Below are 20,795 nucleotides of genomic sequence, written 5' to 3' on the forward strand. Positions count from 1 at the left end.
ATTAGTATCTCGATAAGCCATTAGCCTGAGCTAATGGCTTTTTTATTTCCTGTATAATCTGTAATGCTAACTTAATTTCCGTTACTTCAATCCAGTGCTTAAACTGCTGTTCACGCTTATCCGATAGCTTCAAGTACTTGATAATTGTTGGCTCATAGAGCATTGAAATCGTATCAATTTTTTTGATCTCAGTATTACTCAATGGAATATCTAATCCCTTTAGCCATACGGCTAAAGGTTGGTCTGCAACTTTTTGCAATTGCTCAAGGTGTTTCAGGTTAGTTTTAGTTTTGGGTAGCTGCCCTTGCCAACTTGGTGATAACCATTCCAATAGCTGGGACAGTCCATAATTTTCAGCCCATTGTTGCCATGTTTTTTCACCAACCCCTTTTATTCCTAACTGCTTTCCTAACCACGTTAAACGGGCAACAAACTGGGGTAAACACTCAATAGAATAAGAGAAACAACTCCATCGATTAAATTGTTCTAATAACATAGTTTCAGGATAATCCCGATGGGCTACTCGCCAAATTACCTGTTCAACCTTCGGAATCCCATGCCCTGCAAGGGTTAACTGAATATGGTCACCAACTAAAAGATCCTTTTTCTTCCATGAGTTTAGAGAACCCAAATTCACATGACTCACCTGTTTAGCATCAAGAGTCACAGGCTTAATTGATGCCACAACGTTAACAATACCAGTACGCCCAACACCAAACTTTAAGCCTGTAATTTCACTAATAATATTTTGTAGTGGGTATTTCCATGCAATCGCCCAGCTATTTTGATTACTCTGCCAAGCAGCTGAAGGTGGCGTAGGAAAACTTTTTAAGACAATACCATCGGTTGCAAAGGGGAGAGGCGTTGAGAAGTAATCTTCTTGCCTTTGAATAATTTGCTCAATACTGGTGACTTGATGACTGTACCTTTTAGATAAATCAAACCCAATTTCTGATAGTCGACTAAGTTGAACTTCCTGTTGCAGATCGCCATCGGGCCAAGCCCAGATAAAAATACCAATATTATCTTCTATTTTTTCTGGTAATTTCTTACGCATAAGCCATCCAGCGACTTTACTTCGGGCATTCAAGCCACCTAGCTGCTTCTGCACGTGATTATTCAATTTCCAAAAAAGTTCACCTTGCAAAATTACGCGCTGTTTTATGGGAATTACCTTCGGCAAGTCCAAGATAAAATCCGCTTTTTTGCGCCACTCTAGCCCTTCAACTCCATTGCCTCGACTGATTAATGAAACTAATTGTCCATTGTCATACACCAAGCTAACCGCGACACCATCCACCTTCGGTTGTAACCAAATCTCTTTTCGCTTTGCTATCCAAGTCGTTATTTCATTTAAATTTTGTTTTTTTAGCCCCGTATGAGGCAGCGGATGCTTTACTAAAGGCGTTAGTATCGGGAGCGGTACCTGCGGTAAGCTATCAGAAAGTGACAAGCAACGTTGCCGCTGCTGCCACTTAGACAATAGCTGATCATAGACTTCATCATTAATGGGACTAAAACCATCTACTAGATAGTTCTTATTCCACTCTTGGAGCTGATTGCCTAATCTTTGATGATCATTTATTAGGATATTTTGATTTGGTGAATCGCAGTTATCTTTTGCTTGATGGTATTCCATGCCGTATGCAAGTGATGTCACCACTTGTAATAACATGAATATCCAAGAGCCTCTTGTTAAAATATAGTGCATCACGCGTCCTTGCTATTATTCCGTTCGTGGAAAAAGCATCCTGAGGCAAAATAATTAGGTGGTCAGTTGGATATGTCGTTAATTGCAAAACGTTTCGCAAAAAAAATGAGATATTCATTAAGTTAAATATATTTTCTGGAACCTGTTCACAATTTTTTCATGAGCAATATTTTTTTATTCACGATTCATGGTTTATTGATATCGCTGCACGTTGCCTTAAGTACGTGTATACTATGTGGGGTTTATCGCTATCTTTTATGTCTAACCCTCAATATTTCAAGAAATCATCATGATACAAGGCACGTTATATATTCTTTCTGCTCCAAGTGGCGCAGGTAAATCTAGTCTTATCCAAGCTCTGTTGAAAACACAACCGTTGTATGACACTCAAGTTTCAGTTTCTCATACAACAAGAGCAGCACGCCCTGGCGAAGTTCATGGTGAGCACTATTTTTTTGTTTCCGAAGCAGAATTCTTGCAGATGGTTGAGAATAATGATTTTTTAGAACATGCCTGTGTCTTTGGTAATTACTATGGCACCTCAAAACCGATTATTGAGGAAGTTTTAAAAAGCGGCGTAGATGTTTTTCTCGATATTGACTGGCAAGGCGCACAACAAATTCGTGCAAAAATGCCAGAGGCGCGTAGTATTTTTATACTTCCACCCTCAAAAGACGAACTCTATCGTCGGCTTCGTGGTCGCGGTCAAGATAGTGATGAAGTCATTGAAAAGCGCATGTCACAAGCTGTTGGTGAGATTGAACATTACAATGAATACGATTACGTCATTGTAAATGATGATTTCAACACTGCATTAAGCGATTTACAATCGATCATGCGAGCTGAGCGTCTGAAATTAGAACGCCAAATTCAGCGGCATGGTGCTTTAATCAGCAAATTACTAGCAGACTGAGAATAGTTTCAGTATCATATCAGGTCATTTTTTTATTTCTTTGGAGTAGCACACTTATGGCACGCGTAACTGTTCAAGACGCAGTAGAAAAAATTGGTAACCGCTTTGACCTCGTACTGGTTGCAGCACGTAGAGCTCGTCAATTACAAACTGGTGGTAAAGATCCTTTAGTTCCAGAAGAAAATGATAAGCATACGGTTATCGCGCTACGTGAAGTAGAAGAAGGTTTAATTAACGGTCACATTTTGGATGTGCGTGAACGCCAAGAACAGCAAGAGCAAGATGCTGCTGAAATGCAAGCAGTTTCTGCGATCGCTGAAGGTCGTCGCTAATTACTAAGGTGGGTCTGCCTTGTATCTGTTTGAAAGCCTAAATATCATAATTCAACAATACCTCCCTAAAGAGCAGGTTGAATTACTGAAAAAAGCCTATGTTGTCGCACGGGATGCCCATGAAGGACAGACCCGTTCAAGTGGTGAGCCTTATATTACTCACCCAGTTGCTGTTGCTGGTATTTTGGCTGAAATGCGTTTGGACCACGAAACACTGATGGCAGCGCTACTTCATGATGTGATTGAAGATACTCCAGCGACATTTCAAGATATCGAGCAACTGTTTGGAACTACCGTCGCCGGTCTGGTTGAAGGTGTCTCCAAACTCGATAAACTAAATTTTCGCGACAAGAAAGAAGCTCAAGCAGAAAACTTCCGCAAAATGATCATGGCGATGGTAAAAGACATCCGGGTCATTTTGATAAAGCTGGCAGACCGCACTCACAATATGCGCACGCTTGGGTCTTTAAGGCCCGATAAGCGTCGCCGCATAGCGCGAGAAACACTCGAAATTTATAGCCCTCTTGCGCACCGTTTAGGTATTCACCATATCAAAACCGAGCTAGAAGAGTTGGGTTTTGAAGCCTTGTACCCAAACCGTTATCGGGTTATCAAAGAGGTGGTTAAAGCCGCCCGCGGTAATCGTAAAGAAATGATTCAAAAAATCCTTTCTGAAATTGACGGTCGATTAACTGAAGCCGGTGTTCCCTGTACCGTTAGTGGTCGCGAAAAACACCTGTATTCCATTTATCGAAAAATGCATCTCAAAGAGCAGCGATTCCATTCGATCATGGATATTTATGCTTTCAGAGTTATCGTTGAAGACGTCGATACTTGCTATCGTGTTTTAGGTCAGATGCATAGCCTATACAAACCGCGCCCAGGTCGAATTAAAGACTATATTGCCATTCCAAAAGCTAACGGATATCAATCCCTGCACACCTCATTAATTGGCCCTCACGGGGTGCCTGTTGAGGTACAAATTCGTACAGAAGATATGGACCAAATGGCAGAAATGGGCGTTGCGGCACATTGGGCATATAAAGAGCAAGGTGAACAGGGAACCACTGCACAAGTGAAGGCTCAACGCTGGATGCAAAGTCTGCTTGAACTTCAGCAAAGTGCGGGTAGCTCCTTTGAATTTATCGAAAGCGTAAAGTCAGACCTATTTCCTGATGAAATTTATGTTTTCACCCCTGAAGGGCGTATCGTTGAATTGCCAACCGGAGCTACGCCTGTAGACTTCGCTTATGCAGTCCATACTGATATTGGTCATGCCTGCGTCGGGGCTCGAGTCGATCGCCAACCTTATCCTCTGTCCCAATCGCTCTCCAGTGGTCAAACCGTAGAAATTATTACCGCACCGGGAGCAAGACCGAATGCGGCTTGGTTAAACTTTGTCGTCAGCTCAAAAGCTCGCGCAAAAATCCGCCAATTATTGAAGAATTTAAAACGCGAAGATTCTATTAACTTAGGTCGCCGCTTACTTAGCCACGCACTTGGTGCGGGTAACAAAATTACGGATATCCCACAAGCAAATCTCGACGCCGAATTGGCACGCATGAAACTCAATTCTCTCGATGATCTCCTTGCCGAAATTGGTTTAGGGAATGCAATGAGTGTCGTTGTCGCCCGTAACTTACAAAGCAATCCGCAAAGTGAACCTGAAGAACCTATCATCACAGAAAGTCATAATAAACTCTCTATCAAAGGTGCCGATGGCGTATTAATCACTTTTGCAAAATGCTGTCGCCCAATTCCGGGAGATCCTATTGTTGCGCATATTAGCCCAGGTAAAGGGCTAGTTATCCACCATGAATCTTGCCGTAATATTCGAGGTTATCAAAAAGAACCCGATAAATTTATGGCTGTAGAGTGGGATACAGACACGGATACTGACTTTATCGCTGAAATCAAAGTCGATATGATCAACCATCAAGGTGCTTTAGCTAACTTGACTGCGGCAATTAACGGCGCAAATTCGAGTATTCAAAGCATGAACACCGAGGAAAAAGATGGTCGTGTTTATTGCGCATTTATCCGTCTGTCGATTAAAAACCGTATTCAGCTCGCAAACGTTATGCGTAAAATCCGGATTATGCCGGACGTATTACGCGTCAGTCGTAACCGTAATTAATCGATATTATTAAAGATACTGAACTCTAACTATGAATGAACGCCGCTATCGCCGCATTTGCCAAATGATGGCGATGCGGCAGCCCGACCTCACACTCTGCCTCGAAGAAATTCATAAACCTCACAATGTCTCCGCTATTGTTCGGAGTGCAGACGCGATTGGTATCCATCAAATCCATGCAATTTGGCCGGATCAGCACGTTAAACTTTCTGTTTCTTCCGCCGCAGGGAGCAATAGCTGGGTTAAAGTGATTTCCCATTCATCGACTGAAGATGCTATTGCTCAAATCAAAGCACAAGGTATGCAGGTTCTTGCGACCAACCTATCAGAGCATGCCGTTGATTTTCGTGAAATTGATTATACTCGCCCAACCTGTATTATGATGGGACAAGAGAAAAAAGGCATATCTCAAAAAGCATTAGCGCTTGCAGATCAGCATATTATCATTCCTATGGCAGGCATGGTCCAATCACTGAATGTATCTGTAGCATCCGCATTAATCATGTATGAAGCACAGCGCCAAAGGCAACTTGCTGGCATGTATAATCGCGAATATAGTCTATTATCTGAGCAAGAGCAGCAGGAGTGGCTTTTTGAGGGGGGCTATCCAGTATTAGCTGAAGTCTCCAAGCGTAAGAACCTTCCCCGACCATTTATCAATCAACAAGGTCAAATAGAAGCGGAAGATGCTTGGTGGATGCAAATGCAGTTAACTGAAAAAATGAAGAGAAAACAGCAAAGTTAAGGAACAATGATGAACCGTGGTCTACTTAATACCATTTCACTGACTTCATTACATGGCATCGGAGCTAGCCAGTCAGAAAAAATGAGTAAAATCGGTTTGAACACCGTTCAGGATCTACTACTGCATTTTCCTCTTCGTTATGAAGATCATACCCGTTTATACCAGATAAAAGACCTACTTCCGGGGACAACAGCGACAATCACGGGTGAGGTACTACAAACCAAAGTTGTCTTTGGGCGCAAAAGAATGATGACTTGTTTAATCAGTGATGGAACAGGAAATTTAACGCTGCGCTTTTTTAATTTCTCCGCCGCCATGAAAAATAGCTTAGCTGAAGGCCGTCAGGTCACTGCTTACGGCGAAATTCGCCGGGGAAATACTGGGCCTGAAATTATTCACCCAGAATATAAAGTATCTCAGGATACTGACAATATTACACTGCAAGAAAATTTAACGCCTGTTTACCCAACGACTGAAGGGGTACGCCAAGCGACGTTGAGAAAAGTGATGGAACAAGCTTTGGCGATGCTCGATAATGGCAATATCCAAGAGCTTCTTCCTGAAGAGCTAAATCGTGGTTTAATTAGCCTGCCCGACGCTATCCGTTTATTACATAATCCTCCACCAGACGTTGAATTAGGTGAGTTAGAAAAAGGTCACCATCCAGCGCAAAAACGCTTAGTCCTCGAAGAGTTACTCGCTCACCATTTAAGTATGCTCGCGATTCGAGCAGGCAATGAACGACTATATGCAGAGCCACTCGTTCCAACCGGAAAATTAAAATCACCTTTCTTAGATAATTTGCCATTCTCTCCGACCAATGCTCAGAATCGAGTTGTGTCAGAAATAGAAAAAGATTTGCATAGAGACACACCGATGATGCGGCTGATCCAAGGTGATGTTGGCTCAGGGAAAACCCTTGTTGCTGCCCTCGCGGCTATCTGCGCTATTGAAAATGGTAAACAAGTTGCCCTGATGGCTCCTACCGAAATTCTAGCAGAACAACATGCCAATACCTTTAAACAGTGGCTCGAACCTTTAGGCATTAAAGTAGGCTGGCTTGCTGGAAAGCAAAAAGGGAAAGCGCGTCAGCAACAGCAAGAATCCATTGCCGATGGCGAAGTAATGATGGTCGTTGGTACCCACGCAATTTTCCAAGAACAAGTTAGTTTTCACTCTTTAGGGTTAGTTATCATCGATGAGCAGCACCGCTTTGGTGTCCACCAGCGGCTCGCTCTGCGTGAGAAAGGTGAGCAGCAAGGGAATCACCCTCATCAACTAATAATGACCGCCACGCCGATTCCACGGACTCTGGCGATGACTGCCTATGCCGACCTTGATACATCGATTATTGATGAGCTCCCTCCTGGGCGAACACCGGTAACAACCGTTGCAATCCCAGATACCAGACGCAATGATATTGTTGAGCGAGTGCGACAGGCGTGCTTAGATGAAGGTCGCCAAGCTTATTGGGTCTGCACTTTAATTGAAGATTCGGAAGTTCTCGAGGCCCAAGCTGCTCAAGTGACAAGTGAAGAATTAGCACTCGCGCTACCTGAGCTAAAAGTCGGTTTAGTACATGGACGAATGAAACCCGCTGAAAAACAAAGCATCATGGCCGCATTTAAGAATAACGAAATCCAGTTACTCGTTGCTACCACGGTTATTGAAGTTGGTGTCGATGTCCCTAATGCTAGCTTAATGATCATTGATAATCCTGAACGTTTAGGATTGGCACAATTACATCAATTAAGAGGTCGTGTTGGTCGTGGCGCTATCGCTTCTCACTGTGTTTTACTCTATAAAACGCCGCTCACTCACACAGCTAAGCAACGACTTCAAGTATTACGAGATAGCAATGATGGTTTTGTGATTGCACAAAAAGATTTAGAAATTCGTGGTCCCGGTGAATTATTGGGAACTCGGCAAACCGGAAATGCTGAATTCAAAGTGGCCGATTTACTCAGAGACCAATATATGTTGCCAGAAGTGCAACGTTTGGCTCGTCATATTCAGCAAAATTACCCAGAGAATGCACAACTCATTATTGAACGTTGGCTTCCTGAACGCGAACAATATAGCCACGCTTAAAAACCTCTCCCTAGAAATGAAAATTGCCGTGAACACATCCATGTCCACGGCAATACCTGCTTCATTTATACATTTAGTTATAATGTTTTTTTATTGATGGTTACCCAGCAATTGTTGGAAATATAGGTAACCACAAGTAAAACTTAATCACCAACGCATTCACAATATCGATAAAGAATGCCCCCACCATTGGTACGACTAAGAATGCAAGATGAGACGGACCAAATTTGTCTGTCACTGCCTGCATGTTTGCAATCGCTGTTGGTGTTGCTCCCAGACCAAAACCACAATGTCCTGCGGCTAAAATAGCAGCATCATAGTTTTTGCCCATCACACGGAACGTCACGAAGATCGCATAACCCGCCATGACACATGCTTGTACCCCAAGAATTACTAACATTGGGATTGCCAAAGAGGCTAATTCCCATAGTTTTAAACTCATGAGAGCCATTGCAAGGAACAAGGATAAGCTTACGTTACCCATAACGGATACTGCGCGATCAAATACGCGATAGAATCCAAGTACGGATAGACCATTACTTAAAATCACACCAACGAACAATACACATACAAACTTTGGCAGTGCGAATGCTGTACCAGCCAATAAGCCTGCAATATAGCTACCCGCAAGTAAACAAATCGCAATTAATGCAATAGTTTCAATCAATACCATGGAGTTAATCATACGGTTTGATTGCGGTTTTTCGAATGCGGAAGGGACATCTTTATCCTCATCCGCCGTTCCTGGCGTTGGAATATTACGAATTAAGAAACGTGCAACAGGACCACCTATCAGCCCTCCAAGCACTAAACCAAATGTTGCACAAGCCATCGCAACTTCAGTTGCACTCTTAAAGCCGTATTCATCGGTAAATATTTTACCCCATGCAGCACCAGTACCATGCCCACCCGATAAGGTAATTGAACCAGCTAATAGTCCCATTAGCGGATCGAGACCTAAGAATGTAGCCAGTGCGATACCGACTGTATTTTGAACCAGTAATAGACCGACAACCACAAAAATGAAGATCATTAAGGCTTTACCGCCAGCTTTTAAACTCGCTAGGTTTGCGTTCAAGCCAATGGTTGCAAAGAACGCGAGCATCATCGGTTCTTGCAGTGATAAGTCGAAAGAGAGGCTCCAGTCAAATACTTGCTTAATGACCAAGAGGCTAAAAGCAACTAATAATCCCCCTGCAACGGGCTCAGGGATGGTGTACTTTTCGAGGAATGAAACCGATTTTACCAGTTTACGTCCGAGCAATAGCACAAGTGTGGCTGCGACCAGTGTGCCGTAGACATCGAGATGATACATTTATGTACCTCGTCTGTTGTTAATATTATTTAAAACTAATTAGACGTTATTTTTTTCCTTAAAACGCCAAAAGCAGGTGGTAGGATTAGAAAAAAAATTCGCGATAAATACAAGTTAAAACATATAAAAATGTGATGCTCCCAATTTAAAAGTAAATTAAAAAAATTTAGCGCAAACGATTGCTTTTTATATTTATCTCTTTAAAATGCGCTTTTTGCTGGTGGAATTAGAGCAATGAACACAACGACATCTGAAGAACAAAGTGTTGAAAAAAAAGCACAAATTAAAAGTGAATTAATCTATCACCTTGAAGATAGACCCCCATTACCCCAAGCCATTTTTGCTGCTTGCCAACATTTATTAGCCATGTTTGTCGCCGTTATCACCCCTGGGATGTTAATTTGCCAAGCACTTGGGCTACCTGCGCACGATACTCAGCGTATTATCAGTATGTCATTGTTTGCATCCGGAATTGCCTCGCTGATTCAAATTAGAGCATGGGGTCCCGTTGGCTCTGGCTTACTTTCCATTCAAGGAACAAGCTTTAACTTTGTCGCCCCTTTAATTATGGGGGGAGTTGCCCTTCAGCAAGGGGGCGCAGATATTCCTACAATGATGGCTGCTTTATTTGGTACCCTAATGGTCGCGTCATTAACCGAAGTAATCCTTTCCCGTTTCCTACATTTAGCACGTAGAGTGATTACACCTTTGGTCTCTGGTGTTGTGGTAATGATTATCGGTTTATCACTCATTCAAGTGGGATTAACCTCGATAGGTGGGGGATACAGTGCCCTGAATAACAATACGTTTGGTGCCCTTGATAATCTGATGCTTGCGGGCATTGTGCTCGCAGTGATTATTCTGTTAACCAGCCAGAAAAACCCCTATCTCCGAGTCGCTTCTTTGGTTATCGCCATGGCGGTAGGCTATCTTGCAGCTTGGTGGATGGATATGCTACCAACAGCACAAGCTAGCGATATCAACCAGTCAATGATTACCGTTCCTGAGCCTTTCTATTACGGTTTATCATTTGATTGGAACTTACTCGTTCCCCTGATCTTAATTTTTATGGTGACTTCTTTAGAAACCATTGGTGATATTACCGCAACATCAGATGTATCAGAGCAACCGGTTCGTGGACCGCTGTATATGAAACGCATTAAGGGAGGTGTATTAGCAAATGGCTTGAACTCCCTTGTTTCAGCAGTATTCAATACATTCCCTAACTCCTGTTTTGGTCAGAATAATGGTGTCATTCAGTTAACCGGTGTTGCTAGCCGTTATGTTGGCTACATTGTCGCCTTAATGTTGATATTGCTGGGACTGTTCCCCGCGGTGGCAGGTTTTGTGCAACAAATTCCTGAGCCTGTGCTCGGTGGTGCAACCATCGTCATGTTCGGAACTATCGCAGCTTCTGGTGTACGTATCGTTTCTCGTGAGCCATTAAACCGCCGCGCAATTATGATTATCGCCCTATCCCTTGCCGTTGGAATGGGTGTTTCTCAACAACCGCTGATCCTGCAATTTGCACCTGATTGGCTGAAAACATTATTCTCCTCCGGAATCGCGGCTGGTGGTTTAACCGCTATCGTTCTGAATCTAATTTTCCCTCACGAAAAATAATCATTCCTATTGCCGCCAGAGTTGAATACTCTGGCGGTTCTTCTGTATGCTATCCTTCAAATTGTCGATATCTTAGACAGATTAGTCATCTATATTTTTATCTGATTTATGAGGGAGCAGACTACCGTGAGAAGGTTAATTCGATTTATTAGTTATATTTTTCTGCTTCTATTGATCTTATTTGTTGCCACTTATATTGCACTGCAAACTCGTTGGGGAGCAGGTTATGCGAGTCAGTTATTAAGTAAATTCACTGATTTCGATATTAATGTCGGCATTATGGGGCATCGATTTGCTGAACCGGGTAAATTTATTTTCCAAGATATAAAAATTGAGTCTCGCGACAAGCAGTTAGCGTTAAACGCGGATCAAATTGTCGTGGATATCAATTGGCTTAATATGATCAACGGTGAAGCCATCCAACGATTAACAATCACACAAGGGGAGCTTACAGCTCAGATTTCAGATACCAGCACTAATCTCCCTATCTCTGCTAAAGTTTTACAGTTTGAAAGTAGCAAAATTCAGTTAACCCAAGGAAAAAACACCCTGCTGGTTGCTGGGTTTACCGGTGGTATCACGCCGTGGAAACCTACCGTCAACCATCCTTTTGGCTATGGTGACTTTCGTTTTACAACAGGAGAGTTGGCCATCAATTCCCTACCTTTTCGTAATGTCGCTATGACAGGAAAATTACAGGAACAAGTGACTGAGTTTAGCCAAGTCACCGGCTATCTCAATAATGGTTATATTTCCGGTAAAGGAAAAGTATTTGCTGACGGTAGCATTAATATTGATGGTCTCTCGATGAATAAAGTGGGATGGCAAAATAATCTCACTTTCGACGCGCTTTTTGAGGCTATCAATAGTGACCGAACACTCCAGATTAAAGATTTGACGCTCACCGATGTGGATATTCAGGGACAAGATTGGGCACTATCGGGACTAAGCACCGAAATCGATAAAATTAATGTCGTGAGAGGCAGCTGGAGCAACCCTAAAAGTAAAATCAATTTCAATGTCGACCAATTGGTTATTCATGACCAACAAGTAGATACACTCATCGGCGAATTAAATATTGATGGCGATAACCTTAATTTTGATAAGCTATCCGGCTACTATAATAAAGGGATTTTTAGCCTCAGTGGCGTGTGGCAGCGTAACAATAAATCCCTGACTATTACTGATGGGACACTCGCTGGAGCACTGTATACTTTACCTGAAGATTGGTTAACATTCTTTGCCCAACCAGCACCCTCTTGGTTATCAGCGTTCACCATCGATAACTTTACAGTGACGCAGTCATTGCTGATGAATATTCAACCTGAGTTCTCTTTTGAATTTACAGCACTTAGCGGCACTATTCGCTATGTTGATCTCATCAAACAGAAACAGTGGGGAATTTGGAAAGGGCAAGCAACGTTCAACGCTGATAGCAGCACGATCAATCAAGTTATGGTCCGTCGCCCTTTACTCGAAATCGCCAGCAGCAACAATAGTGCTGCGGCTAGCCTCAGTGGTAGTACCACCCGCGGCATTGCCAGAGTCTCATTGCTCGTCAAGCAAGAGTATCAAAAAGCACCTTTTAACTTACGAGCGACAGGCACCAATATTGATTTAGGGGACTTAAATCAATGGGGATGGTCAGGATTTTCACCTCAAATGTGGGGAGATTTTGATACGTCATTACAAGGGGATTTACTCGCAGATCCGCTTGCATACAGTATAAATGGTGAGTTAACGGCTAAGCCACTTCAAGGCAATGAAATTTATCGTACGGTGGTTAATGGTAAAGTGACTCCCACAGTGGGAACATCTATGCCACCATCAGAGCCACAACTTGCACCTGACTCGCCAAATACTTACCCTATGGATGGGCATATTCCCGCCATTGTTAATCCGTAAAATGACAATAAAAAAGCAGGTTACCCCAAAAGTAAATCTGCTTTTTTATCCGCTATATCATTATCTATTTTTTATCTCACCTGCGATGGGTAAAACCATATAAGTTCCGCTGAATACTGCACCAACTTGGCTATCAGCGTTACTGACGTGGACATCTAACTTCACCCTAGCCTTGCTCCCTCTCGCTAAGCGATCAAGGTCACCGCTGAGATGAGATAGATCAGCTACCGCAATTGGGCGGCCGCTGACAGGCTTACCATAGCGAATATTGGCATCCACTAAAATAATATCCCCACCAAGCTGATGCTCATGCAGCAATAACCAGATCATTCCCCAACCAGTTAATGTGGCGAGAGAAAACTGGCTACCGGCAAAAATGGTGTTGTGTGGATTTTGGTTACCCGCTTCTGGCATCGTGGTGATAAAACGTTTTCCTGTGTACTGTTCAATACGTACACCCATTTTTTCACTGAGAGGGATATATTTATGCCAAGCTTGTTGCAACTCACCGCACCAATCAGGCCGATGAAGAATCTGGTCTAAGGTTTCGATGGGTTTAATCATCAGGTAGTGGCGTACTGGTGCTTTTAATTCCCCGCTCACTTCTCCTCGAGTTTCAAAACCCATTTTGGCAAAGAAAGGAACGGCCTCCTCCCTAACACTCGAAACGATACGTTTAACGCCTTCTTGTCTTGCACTCGACTCCAGCGCCATGATAATCAGTTTCCCTAAGCCTTTACCTTGCATGACGGGGTTAACGGCAAGAAAACGGATTGAACCTTCATTATCAGCATTGATATACAACCGACCAATCGCCAAGATACGATTTTTCTCATCTACCACCATTTGGTGGTGGGCTGTAAGGTCATAGCCATCTTTTTCGGAACCAAGGGGTTGTTTAAATGGTTTTCTCAGCATTTCCCAGCGAAACTGGTAGTAGGCTGCAAATTCAATGTCATCTTTCGGTGTACGTAGATGGTACATGTTTCCCCCTTGGAAAAGTATTCTATACCTGTAGCCAGAAGGTTACTGGGCCATCATTGGTTAGGCTCACTTGCATATCAGCAGCAAAGATTCCCGTTTCAGTCACTATGCCTTGTTGGCGGCTTTCCTGTACAAAGTACTGATATAATTGGTCAGCTTTTTCTGGTTCAGCGCCACCAGAGAAACTGGGTCTCATTCCTTTATTGGTTTCAGCTGCTAACGTAAATTGAGAAACAACGAGTAAGCTTCCACCCGCTTGTTTTACATTTAGGTTCATTTTCCCTTGCTCGTCACCAAAGATGCGGTACCCAAGCACTTTCTCACATAATCGTTTAGCTTTCTGCTCGTCATCGTCTTTCTCAACACCAAGCAGAACCAAAAGACCAGAGCCAATTTGCCCCACTGTTTTTTTATCGACAACAACACTCGCGTGAGTAACTCTTTGGATTAATGCGATCATGGAAACTCTATATAAAAAAGATGGAGCAACATATGTTGTTGCTCCATGTTAGGAACGGGATTATTCAACTTCAGCACTAAAGTCGTAAGTACGGAAATATTCAGGAACCGTGTCTTTATTTAACACATGTACGCTGGTAATACCTAGGGCTTGTGCTGCTTTTACGTTTTCTTCTACGTCGTCGAAGAAGACAGCGTCAGCGGCATCAAACTCTTCTGATTCCAGAACGTATTTGAAAATTTCTGGATCTGGCTTACGCATACCTAAATCTTGAGATAAATACAGGAAGTCAGAGGATGCTGCAATTTCTGGGTAGTGTTCTGGCCAATAATCTAAGTGCAGACGGTTAGTATTCGATAACACAACAACTCGGTGCCCTTGCTCACGCAAACGCTCCATGATATCGATAACTTCAGGTCTTAGTGAGATAAAAATTGAATGCCAGCCTTCAGCAAAATCTTCAAAACTTAGCGTAATACCCATCTCTTCACAGAGCATCTCCGCAAATTCGATATCTGAAATTTTGCCACATTCATGTAATTGGAAGATATTGCCAAAAGTAAACCGGGATTTGATTTCTGAACTTGGAGTACCACTCAGTTCTGACCATTTATCAAACACACGATCAAAGTCGATATCAATAATCACATTACCCATATCGAAGATATACAGCATAAATTGTCCTCTTTGTTATTCACTAAATTTACTTTAATCATTATTCAGGCAACTGAACAGCCCTAATTAGTGATTATTAGGGTTATTTTTTCAATTTATCGATTAAGCAAAATGGATCAATTGATTGCTTTCGGTGCCTTTAAATCAATCCCATATAACATAATCCCAAACATACTCCTAAAAAAGCTTCACACCACTGCTTCCCGTCCCATTAACGATAGAATGTCGCCACCAGAGACGAACATCATTATTTTCTGGCGCCATATCGTTGACAAGCGTCAACAGTATATTTATTCTAAACAACAAGGGAGAAAAATACGTCGCCCATAAAAAGGATGAAGGTGGTTTCCTCCACCTCACCTTTAATTAAATTCAAAATTTTGATTAAGGAATTGATGTCTATGGCGCTTCATAATTTCACTTTAGTTTTATCTGGTGTCAATACCGATACTGAAGGATTAGAAGACGCGCTCTATAATGCGGGATGCGATGACGCACTTATTTGTTTTTACGGAAAAACTGTCTACTTGGAATTTGATAGAGAAGCAAGCTCCCTTGATGATGCCATTTCTAGCGCAATCCAACAGATTGAAACCGCTAGCACCATTAATACACGCGTAGAATCTATTGATTCAAGCTTGGTTGGATTGAGTGATATTGCTGAACTCGCCAATTTATCCAGGCAAGCTATTGCTTTGTTTAAAGACGGAGCTCGAGGTAAAGGTGATTTTCCCAACCCAATCCAACGCATCAAAGGTCAGTCCCCACTCTGGAGTTGGGCTGAGGTAGCCGCTTGGTTGGTAAAATCAGAACGCATATCTCCAAATAATATACTCGTTAAAAATGCAGATACGATTGAACAATGGAATATTGCACTAAGAACACGAGCTTCACATCAACGTGCTGAAATAGCTAAAAAAATACAGTTTCTTGAATCCGTGAAGTATCTATAACCCAATGTTGATATTTCTTCTAATTTTTCCAATTTGCTCGCATAAAAAAAGGTGCCATATTTGGCACCTTCCATTTTAATTCAAAGATTAACGATTAATCTTCTTTAGAGCGACCTGCACGACGGCGATCGTTCTCAGTCAAATGACGCTTACGCAGACGAATTGACTGTGGAGTAACTTCAACCAGTTCATCATCATCAATAAACTCCAGAGCTTGTTCCAGAGACATCTTGATTGGTGGTGACAATGTGGTTGCTTCATCAGTACCTGACGCACGCATGTTAGTCAGTTTTTTACCGGTTAAGCAGTTAACAGTCAGGTCGTTAGAACGTGAGTGAATACCGATAATTTGGCCTTCATACACTTCAGCACCGTGACCTAAGAATAACTTACCACGATCTTGCAGGCTGTACAGCGCGTATGCAACTGCTTTACCTTGACCGTTAGAAATCAGAACGCCGTTTTGACGACCACCGATTTCGCCTGGGCGAACATCATCGTAGTGACTGAATGAAGAGTACAGTAAACCTGTACCTGAAGTCATTGTCATGAATTCAGTACGGAAGCCAATCAGACCACGGCTAGGAATGATGTAGTCTAGACGCACACGGCCTTTACCGTCTGGCATCATGCCGCGTAGGTCGCCTTTACGCTCACCTAACGCTTTCATTACATCACCTTGGTGCTGCTCTTCAACGTCTAAAGTCACTTGTTCGAATGGCTCTTGTTTACGACCATCAACTTCACGGAAGATAACTTTTGGACGAGAAACCGCTAATTCGAAACCTTCACGACGCATATTTTCGATCAGAACAGATAAGTGCAGCTCACCACGACCCGAAACACGGAATGCATCTGGATCTTGAGTTTCTTCAACACGCAGTGCTACGTTGTGAACTAACTCTTTGTGTAAACGATCCAGAATCTGGCGTGAAGTCACATATTTGCCTTCTTTACCACAGAATGGAGAGGTGTTAACACAATAGAACATGCTGACTGTTGGTTCATCAACCGCTAGTGCAGGCAGAGCTTCAACGCTACCCACTTGGCAGATAGTGTCAGAAATGTTTAATTCACCTAAACCAGTCAGAGCAACGATATCGCCAGCTTCTGCTTGTTGTGAATCAATACGCTCTAAACCTAAGTGAGTCAGAACTTTACCAATTTTACCGTTGCGAGTTTTACCTTCGCTGTCGATTACAGTTACTTGCTGGTTTGGTTTAACAACACCGCGTTTAATACGACCGATGCCGATAACACCTAAATAGCTGTTGTAATCTAATTGGGAAACTTGCATCTGGAAAGGACCATCCAGATCAACTTTTGGTGGCTCAACATGATCAACAATCGCTTGATAAAGCGGGGTCATGTCTTCTGCCATATCTGTATGTTCAAGACCTGCGATACCCATTAATGCAGACGCATAAACGATAGGGAAGTCTAATTGCTCATCCGTTGCACCTAAGTTCACGAATAAGTCGAATACTTGGTCAACAACCCAATCAGGGCGTGCGCCTGGGCGGTCGACTTTGTTGATAACAACAATTGGTTTTAAACCATGGTCGAACGCTTTTTGTGTTACGAAGCGAGTTTGTGGCATAGGGCCATCCATCGCATCGACAACCAGCAGAACACAGTCAACCATAGACATAACACGTTCTACTTCACCACCGAAATCGGCGTGGCCTGGGGTGTCTACGATATTGATGTGGTAGCCGTTCCATTGGATAGCGGTATTTTTAGCAAGGATTGTAATACCACGCTCTTTCTCCAAGTCATTGGAGTCCATAACACGCTCATCAACAGTTTCACGTTCACCAAAAGTGCCCGACTGTTGTAATAATTTACCAACCAGAGTTGTCTTGCCATGGTCAACGTGAGCGATGATGGCGATGTTTCTTAAGTTTTGAATTGACAAGGATTTTTACCGTTTCATTGACAGGAAAGGAATATGCTTTTGAGTCGTTATATAGCCCAAAGCATACTTTCTACATTAATTTGCTGTTATTTTACACGTTTTTCCACACAAGTGGAATAAATGTGAAAGCCATCACTATTAAAAAAGTTTTTAGCTAAAAAACATTCAGTTGCGTCACAGTGCAAAAATACTTAAAAAAATTGTTGGTATCAGCACTAGGAAATCACAAAGTGACAGAATAATACGCTAAAAAGCAAATATTAGCAGCCGAAAAAAAGAATAAAAAATAAACTTTCTTTGCCTGTCACTCTTTTAAATGTCTTTTTCTTTATTTCGATATATCTAATTTGACACTTTAGATATATCGGAATAGAGTATTCTCAGAATCTAAATTAGATATATCGAAATAATAACAGAGGTTAATATGAGAATACACACTTGTCGTCATGTTTATTTTTCTCACCATGATGAACATCAACGAGGCCATGGTGGTTGCTGCCATGGTGAAGAACGCAACAACCATGAACACGGTGAAGGCTGCCACGGCGAAGGTCGTCATGGTCATGGACGCGGTGAAGGCTGCCACGGCGAAGGTCGTCATGGTCGTGGACGCGGTGAAGGCTGTCACGGCGAAGGTCGTCATGGTCGTGGACGCGGTGAAGGCTGTCACGGCGAAGGTCGTCATGGTCGTGGACGCGGTAAAGGTTTACGTCGCTTATTTGATCACGGCGATTTGCACATTATGGTACTTTCTTTAGTGGCAAAAAAACCAAGCTACGGATACGAAATTATTAAAGATATCCAAGAAGCCTCCAGCGGTTTATATGTTCCAAGCCCTGGCGTTATCTATCCAACACTGACTTTGTTGGAAGAACAAGGTTTCTTGGAATCACAAATTGTTGAACGTAATCGCAAAAGCTTCACCATTACAGCCGAAGGTGCTGAACATTTAGCACAGAATAAAGACATTGAATCTGTCATTGCTCGTAAGTTGGCAAAAGCCCGTGAACTCCAACAAGGCAGTAATTTATCAGAAGATATTGAAGTGGCAGTAAGTCGATTTAAAGCCTTGCTACGCCATAAAATGGTTTTAAAGCAGCTGAGTGAAGAACAAACTCATCAAATTGCAACGATCATCAATGACGCAGTAAAACAGATTGAAGAAGTCAATGCGCTATTAACAGACAGCGATGATGAATAATCACGAGCATTGAATTAACTCATCCAATCATAAATACAAACAGCTTTGAGTCTGAAAATGGCGCAAAGCTGTTTTGTTCTCCTCTCCAGATAGATAATACGCACCATATTGGTGCAACAAATCTTTCTCTTGCACCAATCCAGCTCAATGATAGACTGTTTTTTAGTCGAATCGTTGCTATTCTTTTATAACAATCAGTATTTACTATGATTTAAAAAGTTGGCACGTTTTTCGCTTATAGTCCCTATAGAGAGCTTACTCAGTCATTAATGAATGAGTCATTAATGCAGTAAAGCCAGATAAACCAACCTGCGTATGACTTTAATTATCTACGTCTGTTGAATAGACCCGACCAGGAGAGCCGAGAATGTCCGCTGAACATGTTTTATCGTTGATCGAAGAGCACAATGTAAGATTTATTGATTTGCGTTTTACTGATACAAAAGGTAAAGAGCAACATATCACTATCCCTGCTCATCAAGTAGACGAAGACTTCTTTGAAGAAGGCCAAATGTTTGATGGTTCATCAATCGGTGGCTGGAAAGGGATCAATGAATCTGACATGGTGCTGATGCCAGACCCATCAACAGCGCTGTTAGACCCATTCTACGCAGATAATACCTTAATTATTCGTTGCGATATTTTAGAACCTGGCACTATGCAAGGTTACGATCGCGACCCACGTTCTATCTCTAAACGTGCGGAAGACTTCCTGCGTTCTAGCGGTATTGCAGATATCGTTCTGTTTGGACCAGAGCCAGAATTCTTTGTATTTGATGACATCCGTTTCGGTAACAGCATGCACAGCAGCTATTACCATATCGATGATATCGAAGCAGCATGGAATACTGGAACCAAATACGAAGGCGGCAACAAAGGCCACCGTCCTGCAGTTAAAGGCGGCTATTTCCCAGTACCACCCGTCGATTCTTCACAAGATTTGCGTTCCGCTATGTGTACAACAATGGAAGATATGGGCTTAGTCGTTGAAGCTCATCACCACGAAGTAGCGACCGCTGGTCAAAACGAAATCGCAACCCGCTTTAATACCATGACGAAAAAAGCGGATGAAACCCAAATTTATAAGTATGTCGTACATAACGTTGCGCACGCTTTTGGTAAAACAGCCACCTTTATGCCAAAACCATTAGTCGGTGATAATGGTTCCGGAATGCACTGCCATATGTCGTTATCTAAAGATGGCGTCAACCTATTTGCAGGTGATAAATACGGCGGTTTATCTGAAATGGCACTGTATTATATCGGCGGTATCATCAAGCACGCACGTGCTCTGAACGCATTTACTAACCCGACGACTAACTCATACAAGCGTTTAGTCCCAGGTTTTGAAGCTCCAGTGATGCTAGCTTACTCTGCGCGTAACCGTTCTGCGTCTATCCGTATCCCAGTGGTAGCTAGCACCAAAGCACGTCGTATCGAAGTGCGCTTCCCTGACCCAGCAGCAAACCCATACTTAGCGTTTGCCGCTCAGTTGATGGCAGGTCTTGATGGCATCATCAACAAGATCCACCCGGGCGATGCCATGGATAAAAACTTGTACGATTTACCACCAGAAGAAGCAAAAGAAATCCCAACGGTTGCGGGTTCTTTAGATGAAGCACTGGCAGAATTAGATAAAAATCGTGAGTTCTTGACCCGTGGTGGCGTATTTACTGACGACGCTATTGACGCTTACATTGAATTACTGCGTGCGGATATCCAACGCGTTCGCATGGCACCACACCCACTCGAATTTGAAATGTACTACAGTGCGTAACACGCCGTTCCACTGATAGTCTTTGTTGCCGTGAAGCACTTGCCCCATCTAAATG

At 42.7% G+C, this 20,795-nt stretch carries 16 protein-coding genes; 10 read left to right on the top strand and 6 right to left on the bottom strand.

The window, feature by feature from the left end; genetic code table 11:
• Window position 1: 1 nt before the first annotated feature.
• On the bottom strand, window positions 2–1,711 hold the full coding sequence (gene ligB, locus PROVRUST_RS05650; RefSeq protein ID WP_050767611.1) for an NAD-dependent DNA ligase LigB: 1,710 nt from the start codon (window positions 1,709–1,711) through the stop codon (window positions 2–4).
• 289 nt (window positions 1,712–2,000) lie between these two features.
• Between ligB and gmk the strand changes: the two genes are divergently transcribed.
• From gmk to recG, 5 genes are read left to right on the top strand one after another with little or no spacing between them, the layout of a single operon-like run.
• A complete protein-coding gene (gmk, locus tag PROVRUST_RS05655; RefSeq protein WP_006813768.1) occupies window positions 2,001–2,624 on the top strand; it encodes a guanylate kinase in 624 nt (207 codons plus the stop codon).
• Window positions 2,625–2,680: 56 nt separating this feature from the next.
• Window positions 2,681–2,956, top strand: a complete 276-nt coding sequence (gene rpoZ / locus PROVRUST_RS05660; RefSeq protein WP_006813769.1) for a DNA-directed RNA polymerase subunit omega — start codon at window positions 2,681–2,683, stop codon at window positions 2,954–2,956.
• A gap of 19 nt (window positions 2,957–2,975) precedes the next feature.
• Window positions 2,976–5,093: a bifunctional GTP diphosphokinase/guanosine-3',5'-bis pyrophosphate 3'-pyrophosphohydrolase gene (gene spoT / locus PROVRUST_RS05665; protein WP_006813770.1), complete on the top strand. Its 2,118-nt coding sequence runs from the start codon at window positions 2,976–2,978 to the stop codon at window positions 5,091–5,093.
• A gap of 31 nt (window positions 5,094–5,124) precedes the next feature.
• Entirely contained in the window at window positions 5,125–5,838 is a 714-nt protein-coding gene (gene trmH, locus PROVRUST_RS05670) for a tRNA (guanosine(18)-2'-O)-methyltransferase TrmH (protein ID WP_039854565.1), read from the top strand.
• A gap of 9 nt (window positions 5,839–5,847) precedes the next feature.
• Window positions 5,848–7,929 (top strand): ATP-dependent DNA helicase RecG, encoded by a 2,082-nt coding sequence (gene recG / locus PROVRUST_RS05675; protein ID WP_039854567.1) that lies wholly within the window; start codon window positions 5,848–5,850, stop codon window positions 7,927–7,929.
• A 100-nt stretch (window positions 7,930–8,029) separates the two neighbouring features.
• Here the strand turns inward: recG and gltS are convergent, their stop codons facing one another.
• On the bottom strand, window positions 8,030–9,244 hold the full coding sequence (gltS, locus tag PROVRUST_RS05680) for a sodium/glutamate symporter (protein ID WP_006813773.1): 1,215 nt from the start codon (window positions 9,242–9,244) through the stop codon (window positions 8,030–8,032).
• A 234-nt stretch (window positions 9,245–9,478) separates the two neighbouring features.
• Between gltS and PROVRUST_RS05685 the strand changes: the two genes are divergently transcribed.
• Entirely contained in the window at window positions 9,479–10,867 is a 1,389-nt protein-coding gene (locus PROVRUST_RS05685) for a uracil-xanthine permease family protein (RefSeq protein ID WP_006813774.1), read from the top strand.
• Window positions 10,868–10,993: 126 nt separating this feature from the next.
• A complete protein-coding gene (locus PROVRUST_RS05690; RefSeq protein ID WP_039854572.1) occupies window positions 10,994–12,772 on the top strand; it encodes an AsmA family protein in 1,779 nt (592 codons plus the stop codon).
• Between the two features lie 60 nt (window positions 12,773–12,832).
• On the opposite strand, the gene fabY is transcribed toward PROVRUST_RS05690, so the two are convergent.
• Genes fabY through yihX form a run of 3 tightly spaced genes read right to left on the bottom strand, consistent with a single transcriptional unit; the run spans window position 12,833 to window position 14,891 of the window.
• Window positions 12,833–13,756, bottom strand: coding sequence for a fatty acid biosynthesis protein FabY (gene fabY / locus PROVRUST_RS05695; RefSeq protein ID WP_006813776.1), 924 nt, complete (start codon window positions 13,754–13,756; stop codon window positions 12,833–12,835).
• Window positions 13,757–13,778: 22 nt separating this feature from the next.
• A complete protein-coding gene (gene dtd / locus PROVRUST_RS05700; protein WP_006813777.1) occupies window positions 13,779–14,216 on the bottom strand; it encodes a D-aminoacyl-tRNA deacylase in 438 nt (145 codons plus the stop codon).
• A gap of 60 nt (window positions 14,217–14,276) precedes the next feature.
• Complete coding sequence (gene yihX / locus PROVRUST_RS05705; RefSeq protein ID WP_006813778.1) at window positions 14,277–14,891, bottom strand: glucose-1-phosphatase; 615 nt, start codon at window positions 14,889–14,891, stop codon at window positions 14,277–14,279.
• 401 nt (window positions 14,892–15,292) lie between these two features.
• On the opposite strand from yihX, the gene PROVRUST_RS05710 reads away from it, so the two are divergent.
• Window positions 15,293–15,844, top strand: coding sequence for a helix-turn-helix transcriptional regulator (locus PROVRUST_RS05710; protein WP_039854575.1), 552 nt, complete (start codon window positions 15,293–15,295; stop codon window positions 15,842–15,844).
• Between the two features lie 94 nt (window positions 15,845–15,938).
• Here PROVRUST_RS05710 and typA read toward each other — a convergent pair whose 3' ends face one another.
• Window positions 15,939–17,762, bottom strand: coding sequence for a ribosome-dependent GTPase TypA (gene typA, locus PROVRUST_RS05715; RefSeq protein ID WP_006813780.1), 1,824 nt, complete (start codon window positions 17,760–17,762; stop codon window positions 15,939–15,941).
• Between the two features lie 424 nt (window positions 17,763–18,186).
• Here typA and PROVRUST_RS20140 point away from each other — a divergent pair, with 424 nt between their 5' ends.
• A complete protein-coding gene (locus PROVRUST_RS20140) occupies window positions 18,187–18,963 on the top strand; it encodes a PadR family transcriptional regulator (RefSeq protein ID WP_223844748.1) in 777 nt (258 codons plus the stop codon).
• Between the two features lie 367 nt (window positions 18,964–19,330).
• The gene (glnA, locus tag PROVRUST_RS05725) at window positions 19,331–20,740 is read left to right on the top strand and encodes a glutamate--ammonia ligase (RefSeq protein WP_006813783.1); all 1,410 of its coding nucleotides are present in this window, start codon (window positions 19,331–19,333) and stop codon (window positions 20,738–20,740) included.
• The last annotated feature ends 55 nt before the right edge of the window (window positions 20,741–20,795 follow it).

Origin of the sequence: Providencia rustigianii DSM 4541, from assembly GCF_000156395.1 — a bacterium.
Classification (GTDB): Bacteria; Pseudomonadota; Gammaproteobacteria; order Enterobacterales; family Enterobacteriaceae; genus Providencia; species Providencia rustigianii.